We start from the raw sequence: 9,856 nt of genomic DNA, 5'->3' as shown, positions 1-9,856 counted from the left end.
GGTTCCGCCTGCATCCCTCACGCACTGCCCCGTGGGGCCGGCCGTTCCTCTCCATCTCCCGGAACAAGCGTCGGAACCATTCGCTTCAGCGATGCCGCCTCGCGTAAGACGGGGTCAAGCAGTTCGGCAAATCGCCTGGTCGTCAACCGGCGGCGCGCATCATCGTAGCCCGCGTTGGCCACGCGTTCGCGCAATGAGGGTTCCTGGAGCAGGGTGACGATGGATTCCACCCAGTCGGCAGGCTCATCACCCACGAGATAACCATTGCATCCGTGGCGGAAGAACAAGCCGTGGTCGACGGCATCGGATGCCACAACCGCCACCCGCCCGTTCAGGTAGGCCAGGAGTTTGCCGAAGGACTTACCTCGGCTGAACGCATTGCTGGTGCACACCGGCTGCAGCCCTACAGCCGCCTGGGCGACCTTGTCCAAATAATCGGCGTACGGCAGTGGCGCAATGGCTTCACAGCGGGCTCCTGCTGCACGCAGCGGGGCCAACCAGGCGCCTGCCCGGTCCTCGTGAGTACCAAACAACCAGAACGTGCAGGCCGTCCGATGCGCCACCTCGATCATCACGCGTTGCACCAGCGCGGCTTCCTCAGGATAGTCCAACGGTGAGGAATGCGCCCAGGCGACCACCGCGGGACGCTGGGCCGGCGCCATCCGGGCCGGCTGTTCGAGCCAGGGGGTGCCGGTCCAGATCACGTGGCTCCTTGGATTGTGCCGGCCGAGGCAGTCCGCAACGAACCGGCTTCCACCCACCACGGCGGCTGCATCGCGCGCGCATTGGGCAATCATCGATTGGTATCGAGGGTCCAGGTAGTCGGCATCATCGGCATCCAGCACACAGGGATAGCCTGGATACAGGGCCGGACGGTTGAGTGGATGGCGCGTCTGCTGCAGAAGCACCACATCAGGCTGCTCCAGCCGAAGAATCCTTCTGCGCTGAGACAGCGTCAGGGGCTCAGGCGCGACGATCGCCCGCCAGCCCAATTGCTCCAGCTCGGGAGCGACCAGCCAGGCCCGCAGGTTGCTGGCAGGATCCCACGGCTGATTGGAAGGAAAGATCACAACGACAGGGCGCACCCTCGGGCTGAGGCGACGCTTCCAATGCAGTCGCAGTTCATGCACTCCCGCGCGAAACGGACGCTGCAGAGATTGGAGCAGGGGGCGGCTGAAGTTCACGATCACACCACCTTCCGACCCTCATCCGTGGCATGAGCCAACAAGCCGTACAGCTTGCGGGCCTCCTGGTCGACATCGTGCCGTTGCAGGACACGCTGTCGAGCGGCCTGGCCCATCTGCGCCAGCCGATCCACCGGGGTCTCGAGACATTGCTGCATGGCATCGGCGAGGCTCTCCACATCACCGGCAGGCACCAGCCATCCACATTCCTCGGGAACGACCAGCTCGGGAATGCCCGCCACGAGGGTCGACACTACCGGGCGTTGCAAGGCCATGGCCTCCATCAGCACCACAGGCAGACCCTCTGCGAAGCTCGGCAGCACCAGGGCACGGGCCGCCAGAAGCTCGTCGCGAACCTGGTCTCCCGAAATCCATCCGGTGATCCGGATGCGTCCGTGGAGACTGTGCCGCACGATCCGGTCTTCGATCTGAGCGCGCATCTCGCCATCGCCTGCCAACACCAGTTCGCAGTCCACTCCCCGTTGGGCCAGGCGTGCCACGGCATCGATCAGAAGAAGCTGCCCTTTCTGCTCGCACAGCCTTCCGACGCATACGAGGCGGGGGACCGCAGGGGGCGACTGCGCAGTGGTCCGACGGAACATGTCATCCAGGCCACAATGCACCACCTTCACCTTATGCCAGTGTTCTGGTCCGATCCAGCGCATCAACTGACTGCGACCGAAGCTGCTGATCGCGACGACGAACTGGGCCCGTTCGATCTTCTCCGTGAGCGCCAGGGCGCGGGGGCCATCGAATTCTTCGGGGCCGTGCGCCGTGAAGCTGTAGGACCGTGCCATGCCCAGCACGGTGGCGAACATTGCCACGTCGGTCGAGTTGGTTCCGAAGTGGGCATGAACGTGAGCGATCCCTTCCTGATGCATCCAGTGGCCCAGGACACAGGCTTCGGCCAGGTAAGCCCAGTGATAGGCGATCGAGCGTCCCGAACGCCAGCCCAGTCGTGTGGCCAGCCACCAGGCATGGATGAGCCGTCCCGGGCGGGACAGTGCGGCCCTGAGCACGGCGATGAGCAAACCGCTCCATCCATTCTTGAGCACATAGCGTGTGCGTTGGCGCTCCTCCTCGTCTCGTGCATCGGGCAGGGGTTCGTTCCAACCGCGGATCGATGTACGCATCACCGCCATCCCCTGTGCCTCCAGGGCCCGGATTTCGCGGCGTATGAAGCTGTGGCTGACCTTTGGGTAGTGATTGACCAGGTAGGCGACCTTGTACGGCCCGTCCGCACGAATCGTGAGTGTGGCACCTGGGTCGACGCAAGAGTCCGACCCGGTGGGCGTTTCCTGTCGATTGGACAGGCGCAGTTCGTGGTTCACCGGAAGCGATCCTTGAGCTGGAGAAGGGGCCTCTCGAAGTAGCGGTAGCTCAGGCCGGCTGCGGCCACCGTGCCGGCAAGGCTGAGCAGGAACAGCAGAAGGTTGTCCGCAGCCCCGATATCCACCAGCACCCGCCGTGCCACATGGACCACAAACATGTGAAGCAGGTAGATGCCGTAGCTGACGGTGCCGACATAGGCCAGCGGTCGCCATTCGAGGATGCGTGCCAGGGGGGCCTCCGGGTGCAGCACGATGCAGGCCAGAAGGAGGGCCGTGGCAGCTTGGAATCCAAGTCGCGGCCATCCCCGAATATCACCCGGCCAGCTGGCGCTGACCAGCAGCACGCCCGCAGTAAAGAGCAGCACCGGCCACGAGGGCCAGGCGGCCAGCCGATCCCGCCAATGTGCGTTGGACAGGACGAAGGCCAGCATGGCTCCGAGGATGATGGGCGTGAAAGTGCACTGCAGGATTTCGAGGGAGCCGGCGGACAGTCCCACCGACTGCAACCATCCGTCGATCCATCCGAAGTTGATGGCCTGATTGAGGGCCAGAAAGGCCAGCATGACCAGCCATGCCCAGGACTCCAGGAAGGCGAGCATCGCAGGCCACAGCAGGTAGAACTGTTCCTCCGTGGACAGGGACCAGGTCAGTCCCATCATGGTTTCCATCGGCACCCAGTTGCTGGTGTACGTGAAGTGATAGGGCAGTTCCGTGAGGAAGGCGTTTCGTTGAGACGAGGCTGCCGGCGCGATGAAGACGAAATAGATCGCCAACAGGCCCATCACCGCAAAGTACAACGGAAAGATGCGCAAGGAGCGACGGATTAAGAATTTGCCCAGCGAGATGCGGCCCCGGGAGGCGCGCTCGTGCAGCAGCAAGGCGGTGATCAAGAACCCGCTGAGCACGAAGAACACGTCCACGCCCAGAAAGCCATGTCGCAGCAAGGGCGGCATGCCGTCATAGGGTTGGGTGTGGTCCCATACCACGGCTGCGACGGCCAAGGCCCGGATGCCGTCGAGACCGGGATAGCGAGGAGACGTGAGGCGCATGGTGATGAGGTGGACACAATCAGAGCAGGACGCGGTGACGATGAGACCAGCGGATGAGGACGTACAAGGCCCACACGCGCGACCAATAGAGGCCGGGTGAGCCGGCCTGGAAGGCTTCCCAGAGCCTGACCACGGCCCGTGGATTCAGGCCCACGGCTTCCACCTGGCGGGCGTTGCGCAAGGTTTCGTCGATCCGACCGCCCAGGGCTTGTCGCAACCAACGATCGAAAGGCAGTTCGAACCCGCTCTTGGGCCGATCGAAAAGCGAGGGATCCAGTCCTCGCAGGCCGATGCGCCGCAGCACGGCCTTGGTCCGTACAGGTTCATAGCGCACCGAGGAGGGAAGGCGTGCCACTTGGTGGAAGAGGACCTGGTCCACGAGCGGCAGGCGGATCTCGATCGAGGCTGACATGCTGGTGGCGTCGGTGTCCCTGAGCAACCGCTCCCCCAGGAAGAGGCGCTGCTCGAGCATGCTCACTGTCTGCATCGGCGGCAACCCCAACGTCTCGCCCCTCAGGCGATCGATCATCGCAGGGGGCAGGCCGATGCCGTGGTGCGCGAAAATTCCTTCGTGCAATAGTTCCTTCTGTGTCTTGGGCAGGAACAGCGCATAGGCCAACTGGTACAAGGCCAGCAGGTCTTCCCCGTGCGAGACCATGTCGGGCAATTTGGCCCAGCGGGTCTGCGCTGGATAACCCCGCTGCGAGCGGCTCAGGGCTGCCGACACCATGGACGCGACACCGCGTTGCAATGCGCGCGGAATGGGGCGGACTCTACGGGACCATCGCCACATCCTGGGGAGGTCCCGAAAGCTCGTATAGCCTCCGAACAGTTCGTCTCCGCCACTGCCCACCAACGCCACCTTGAAGCCGGCGCCCCGTACGGCATGCGACATGAAGTACGAGTTCAGACCGTCGAAGCTGGGCTGGTCGAGGCTGTCGAGCGCGTCATCCAGGCGATCGATGAAGTGACGCTCGCTGAGAACGACCTCGGTGTGTCGTGTGCCGATGGCCTGGGCGATACGCCTGGCGAAAGGCCCTTCGTTGCGCTCCTGTTCCTCGAAAGCCAAAGTGAAGGTATGGACGGGCACGCTCGAGGAGCGTTGGGCAAGATTCGCCACCGCCGAAGAGTCGACCCCACCGGACAGAAAGATTCCCAAGGGGACATCGCTGGCCAGGTGCAGTCGCACGCACTCTTCCAGGCAGGCCCCCAGTTCCTCCTCGTCGATCGGATCCTGCGTGACCGATGACGGTGCCTGCCAGAAACGATGGCGGGCGGTTTCGCGTCCCCGCCCGTCCAGAACACAGGCCTCGCCTGGCCAGAGTGATTCGATCCCCAAAACCGCGGTCCCGGGCCCTACCGTGAATCCGCTCCACACCATGCCGGCGACGGCCTGCGGATCCAGCCTGGCGTCGCGCAGAAGACCGCTGGCCAGCAGGGCCCTCAGCTCGGAGGCAAAAGCCACGGACCATGCGCCGCCCGGATCCGGGTTGCGCATCATGTACAGCGGCTTGATCCCGAGAGGGTCGCGTGCCAGTGTCAGTTCGCGCGAGTGCGTGCTCCAGAAGGCCAGTGCGAACATGCCGCGTAGGCGGCCGAGCGCCGTGCGACCATCGACGCTGAGGCTACGCAGCATCACGGCCGTGTCTCCGCTGGAAGCCACGGTCTCACCACGTTGCATCAGATCGCGCCGCAGGTCCACGTAGTTGTAGATCTCACCATTGAGCACGACCACGTGCCCATGGACCGGGTCGACCATGGGTTGCGCACCAGCCGCAGACAAGTCCAGGATCGCCAGGCGTCGATGGGCCAACATCACCCCCCATCCCTCACTGTCAGCGGTCGATTCCCAGGTGCCTTGTGCATCGGGCCCCCGGTGCGACTGGGCGTCGTTCATGCGCCTGAGCGCTTCCCGAACGTCCGGGTCGAGTCGGCCGACGATGCCTGCAATGCCACACATGGTGCTGTGCCCGATGGGTTGTGGGGGCGGGATCAGGCCCGCGAGGATTCAACGGCTGCCAGGGCCCGCTTCTTTCCCAGCAGCAGGGCCCGCCATTGGTAGCGCCTCAGGAATCGCCGGAACTGCGGATCGTCGTAACGGGGACGTCGCTCCAGCGCGCTGCGCAGCCATCCCCACAACATCGCTGCGCTACCCAGTACATAGGGCTTTTGGTTCAGCCGGAAGATCGCACTGGCCAGCATGAACACGAATCCCGTGCCCATGAAGTACTGACCTTGCCCATGGCGCATGCGCCCGGTGTAGATGCCCTGCTGGCTCGATCCCATCGGGCGCAGGTGCACGAAACGCAGCTGGGGTTCGTCCCAGCTGCAGGCTACCCACCCCAGCATGCGACAGCGATGGCAGTCAATGCCATCCCACATCACTTCACGCACGAAGCCACCGATGGCCAGGAAGGCTTCGACCCGGTAGAACTTGGTCATGCCCAGCGAGGTATCGTCGCCGTGCCGCTCGCAGACCAGTCCCCCATCGTCCTCGACATAAGCCTTGCCGCTGCAGGTTGCGATGCGTGGGTTTGCCGTCATGCGCTGCATCAGGATCTCGAAGTACCGTGGCGGGAGATGAAGATCCAGATCCAGCTTGCACAGGTAGTCGTAGTCTCTAGGATCGATGGTGTCATAGCCGGCATAGAAGGCATCGATGACGCCGGGGCCGACGGACCGATGCCCTCTGTCGGGCCGGGTGACCACCCTGATCCACGGATGCCGGGCGGCGTAGTCGGCCAGGATCGACGGGGTCTCGTCGCTGGAGCCATCATCGACGATGACCCACAGGGCCGGCCGCACGCTTTGAGCGATGACGCTGTCCAGCGTGTGCCGCATGTAGGCAGCCTCGTTGCGGCAGGGGGAAATCAGCACATAGCGGCCGAAGGCGTCATTCATGGGGATCCGCAAGGGCACACGGTGTGGCAACAAGAGTGTTCGGCGACGAGCATACCCGGGGCCGGCCCGCGAGACAGCCCCTCGTTCACGGTGCCCGAGAGTCACCATCAACCGATCCCCCTTGGATGGGTGCATGACGTCGTCGGACCTCCCCTTCATACTGTGGCCGGTTCCAACGCCCATCGGACGAGACCACTCGGCCTGAGTCTCATGCACCGGACCTGCGGTGCTCCCGTTCCTGGCCATCGCCTTCATGACCCGCATGACACCGTCCTCGTCAGCTCCTGCGGCCAACCCTGCGGGCATTGCGACCCGGGAGCCGATACCGGCCGCAGCCCTCAGCCTGGTGTGGCCGCTGACCGCAGCGCTCGTGCTGCGCTTGCTCTGGGCCTGGAGCGTGCCGGTGGAGCCGGTGTCCGACAGCGGCATCTACGACGAGTTCGCCCGCAGCCTGGCCGCCGGTCGGGGCTATGCCTATGCGGATGGTCAGCTCACGGCGTACTGGCCGGTCGGAACGGCGGCCCTGTATGGCGCCCTGTATCACGTCTTCGGGGCAGGCCCGGTCCCGATCGTGGTGCTCAACCTCCTGTTGGGGCTGCTTGCCGTGGCCTTGACCCACGCATTGGCTCAACGTTATTTCGATGCGCGAACCGCTGCCGTGGCAGCCTGGTTCGTCGCCTGTTGGCCGCTGATGATCCAGTTCACCACCATCCTGGCCAGTGAACTGCTGTTCCTCGTGCTGCTGATGGCCACGCTCTACGCCTGGGGGCATCGTGCTATCGCCCCGTTGCCCCGGGCGGTCCTGTGGGGAGGGTTTCTTTGCGCCGCGGTCTACGTGCGTCCGACGGCGTTGCCATTGTTCTTCATCCTGCCCCTGGCCCAGGCCTGGCAGGAACGGGCCTGGCGCGATGCGTCGATGTCGGCCGTGGTGGCTGCCATCGTGGCCGCGGCGATGCTCGCCCCCTGGGCCTTGCGCAACCAGGCCTTGTTCGGCACCCCGGTGCTGGTCTCGACCAACTTCGGTCCGAACCTGTGGATGGGCAACAACCCGGACTCCACGGGGGTTTACATGGACCTGCCCAGCGACGCGCCGAGCCACGAAGTCGAACGCGACCGCCATCTCAAGCGCGCGGCCGTCGAGTTCATCCTCGACAACCCGCAGCGCTATCTGGCGCTGTCGCTGAAGCGGCTCGTGGCCACGTTTGGCCGGGAGTCGATCGGCGTCACCTGGAACGAGCCTGCATTGCGGCGCTCGTGGGGGGGCGGCGCCATCATGCCGCTCAAGCTCCTCTCCAGCCTGTACTGGGCAGGCCTTTTCACGCTGGCTTTGCTGGGCTTGGGCCTGGCCCTGGCCCGTGGGCGCATCGGCGTGCTGCATCCGCTCGTGCTCGTCGGTGCCCTGTTCGTCGCCGTGCCGGTGCTCACCGTCGGCCAGGACCGCTATCACGTTCCCCTCAACGGAATCCTCGCAATCTTCGCGTCCTGGGCTGTGGTGTGGCTGAAGGACCGATACGCCGTGACGTCTGCCTCATCGAGGCCAACGCCATGAACAAGAATGTTCTCGCCCTGATCGTTTCGAGCGTCCTGTTGTCCTCGCTGGCGCAGATTGTCCTGAAGGCCGGAATGAGTCACCCTCGCGTGGCCGAAAGCTTGGCCCAGGGCGGGTGGTCGTCGGCTTTGGGCATCGCCACAAATCCCTGGGTACTGAGCGGCTTGGCAATTTACTTCAGCAGCGCCTTGGTATGGCTGCTGGTGCTGGCCCGAGTCGAAGTGAGCCTGGCCTATCCGTTCGTCGGTCTCGGCTTTGTGGTCACCATGCTTCTGGGCTGGTGGGTCCATGGCGACACGCTCAATCTGGCCCGGGTGGGAGGCACACTCCTGATCGTCGGAGGTGTCGTCCTGCTTGCCCGCAGTTGATCGGGCGGATGATCCTGTCGATCCCATGAACTCCACCACTGCGACCGTCCCGCTGTGCGTCGATTGTGACGGCACGCTGATCCGCACCGATCTGCTGCACGAGTCCGTATTCCTCTTGCTCAAACATGCTCCGTGGAAGCTGCTGCTGCTGCCTTGGTGGCTGCTGCGCGGCAAGGCCTTCCTGAAGGAGCGGCTGGCGCAGGCGGTCCGGTTCGATTGGTCGACCCTGCCCCTCAACGAGGAGGTGGTGGCGCTGGCTCGCCAAGCCCGCGAAGCGGGCCGCCCGGTCGTGCTCGCGACGGCGGCACACCGTCTGCTGGCAGAACCCCTGGCGCGGCACCTGGGTCTGTTCGATGATGTCCTCGCCACGGACGGGCCGACCAACCTCAGCGGATCGCGCAAGAGCGATCAGTTGAGCGAACGTTTCGGGCTCAAGGGCTTCGATTACGTCGGCAACGACCGCAAGGATCTCCCGGTGTGGTCGGCTGCCCGGCAGGCCGTGGTGGTTTCGTCCGATGACCGTTTGATCAAGGCGGCAAGGTCCACCACCCAGGTCAGTCGCGTGATTCCTTCGCGCAGCCCGGGCCTAAGCGCCTACCTCAAGGCCTTGCGGTTGCACCAATGGCTCAAGAACGTGCTGGTGTTCGTGCCCCTGGTGGCGGCGCACCGGCTCACCTCCTTGGACGGGTGGGTGCCGGCGTTGCTCGGATTCCTGTCCTTTGGCCTGTGCGCCTCGGCGGTCTATGTCCTCAACGACCTGGTCGACCTTGAGGCCGATCGACGGCATGTGCGCAAGCGCCATCGCCCGTTCGCCAGCGGCCTCATTCCCGTCTGGCATGGCGCGTTCCTGATTCCGGCCCTGCTCGGCGCTTCGTTTGCCACGGCATGGTGGCTGCCAATCGAGTTCGTTGTGGTGCTTGCCGGCTATTTCCTGTGCACACTGGCGTATTCGCTTGCTCTCAAGCGCCAGGTGGTGGTCGACGTGCTGATGCTGGCAGGTCTGTACACGTTGCGCGTCGTGGCTGGCGGGGCGGCCACCGACATCGTCCCGTCCTTCTGGCTGCTCGCGTTCTCGATGTTCATTTTTCTGAGCCTGGCTCTGGTCAAGCGCTACTCGGAGCTGCTGGTGACGCTGCAACAAGACCGTGACCGTCTCCCCGGTCGCGGCTACACCGTCACCGACCTGCCCGTATTGATGTCGGTGGGAACCAGCGCCGGCATGGTGGCCGTGCTGGTGTTCGCGCTGTACATCAACAACCCGAACATCCCTGCTATTTACGACAACCCTCTGTGGTTGTGGCTGGTGCCCCCGTTGCTGCTCTATTGGGTCAGTCGGCTGTGGATGAAAACGCATCGAGGCGAAGTCGACGACGATCCCCTGGTCTTTGCCTTGCGCGACTGGCAAAGCCTGACGGTGGTGGGATTGAGCGCCATCCTCTTCTCGGTCGCCTGATCCGGCCAAAAAAAAGCCGGG

At 64.4% G+C, this 9,856-nt stretch carries 8 protein-coding genes; 3 read left to right on the top strand and 5 right to left on the bottom strand.

Going from position 1 to position 9,856, the window contains the following annotated elements; translation table 11 throughout:
• Window positions 1-17: 17 nt before the first annotated feature.
• The 5 genes from AC1ECW_RS16070 to AC1ECW_RS16050 form a co-directional block, all read right to left on the bottom strand.
• On the bottom strand, window positions 18-1,190 hold the full coding sequence (locus AC1ECW_RS16070; RefSeq protein ID WP_481202274.1) for a glycosyltransferase family protein: 1,173 nt from the start codon (window positions 1,188-1,190) through the stop codon (window positions 18-20).
• Window positions 1,187-2,431, bottom strand: a complete 1,245-nt coding sequence (locus tag AC1ECW_RS16065) for a glycosyltransferase (RefSeq protein WP_481202276.1) — start codon at window positions 2,429-2,431, stop codon at window positions 1,187-1,189. The genes AC1ECW_RS16070 and AC1ECW_RS16065 overlap by 4 nt, the downstream gene beginning before the upstream one ends.
• 80 nt (window positions 2,432-2,511) lie before the next feature.
• Window positions 2,512-3,564, bottom strand: a complete 1,053-nt coding sequence (locus tag AC1ECW_RS16060) for an acyltransferase family protein (RefSeq protein ID WP_481202273.1) — start codon at window positions 3,562-3,564, stop codon at window positions 2,512-2,514.
• Between the two features lie 19 nt (window positions 3,565-3,583).
• Window positions 3,584-5,524: an asparagine synthase (glutamine-hydrolyzing) gene (asnB, locus tag AC1ECW_RS16055; protein ID WP_481202272.1), complete on the bottom strand. Its 1,941-nt coding sequence runs from the start codon at window positions 5,522-5,524 to the stop codon at window positions 3,584-3,586.
• Between the two features lie 32 nt (window positions 5,525-5,556).
• Window positions 5,557-6,465 (bottom strand): glycosyltransferase family 2 protein, encoded by a 909-nt coding sequence (locus AC1ECW_RS16050; RefSeq protein ID WP_409702475.1) that lies wholly within the window; start codon window positions 6,463-6,465, stop codon window positions 5,557-5,559.
• Window positions 6,466-6,691: 226 nt separating this feature from the next.
• Here AC1ECW_RS16050 and AC1ECW_RS16045 point away from each other — a divergent pair, with 226 nt between their 5' ends.
• From AC1ECW_RS16045 to AC1ECW_RS16035, 3 genes are read left to right on the top strand one after another with little or no spacing between them, the layout of a single operon-like run.
• Window positions 6,692-8,014 carry a glycosyltransferase family 39 protein gene (locus AC1ECW_RS16045; RefSeq protein ID WP_481202271.1) on the top strand — a complete coding sequence of 441 codons (1,323 nt, stop codon included), beginning with the start codon at window positions 6,692-6,694 and terminating at the stop codon, window positions 8,012-8,014.
• On the top strand, window positions 8,011-8,382 hold the full coding sequence (locus AC1ECW_RS16040; protein ID WP_409702479.1) for a DMT family transporter: 372 nt from the start codon (window positions 8,011-8,013) through the stop codon (window positions 8,380-8,382). The genes AC1ECW_RS16045 and AC1ECW_RS16040 overlap by 4 nt, the downstream gene beginning before the upstream one ends.
• A gap of 25 nt (window positions 8,383-8,407) precedes the next feature.
• Window positions 8,408-9,835, top strand: a complete 1,428-nt coding sequence (locus AC1ECW_RS16035) for a UbiA family prenyltransferase (RefSeq protein ID WP_481202275.1) — start codon at window positions 8,408-8,410, stop codon at window positions 9,833-9,835.
• Window positions 9,836-9,856: the final 21 nt, after the last annotated feature.

The organism is Caldimonas hydrothermalis (assembly GCF_056746695.1).
The sequence above is the reverse complement of the archived record's forward strand: the minus strand, read 5'-3'. Positions and strand labels throughout refer to the sequence as shown.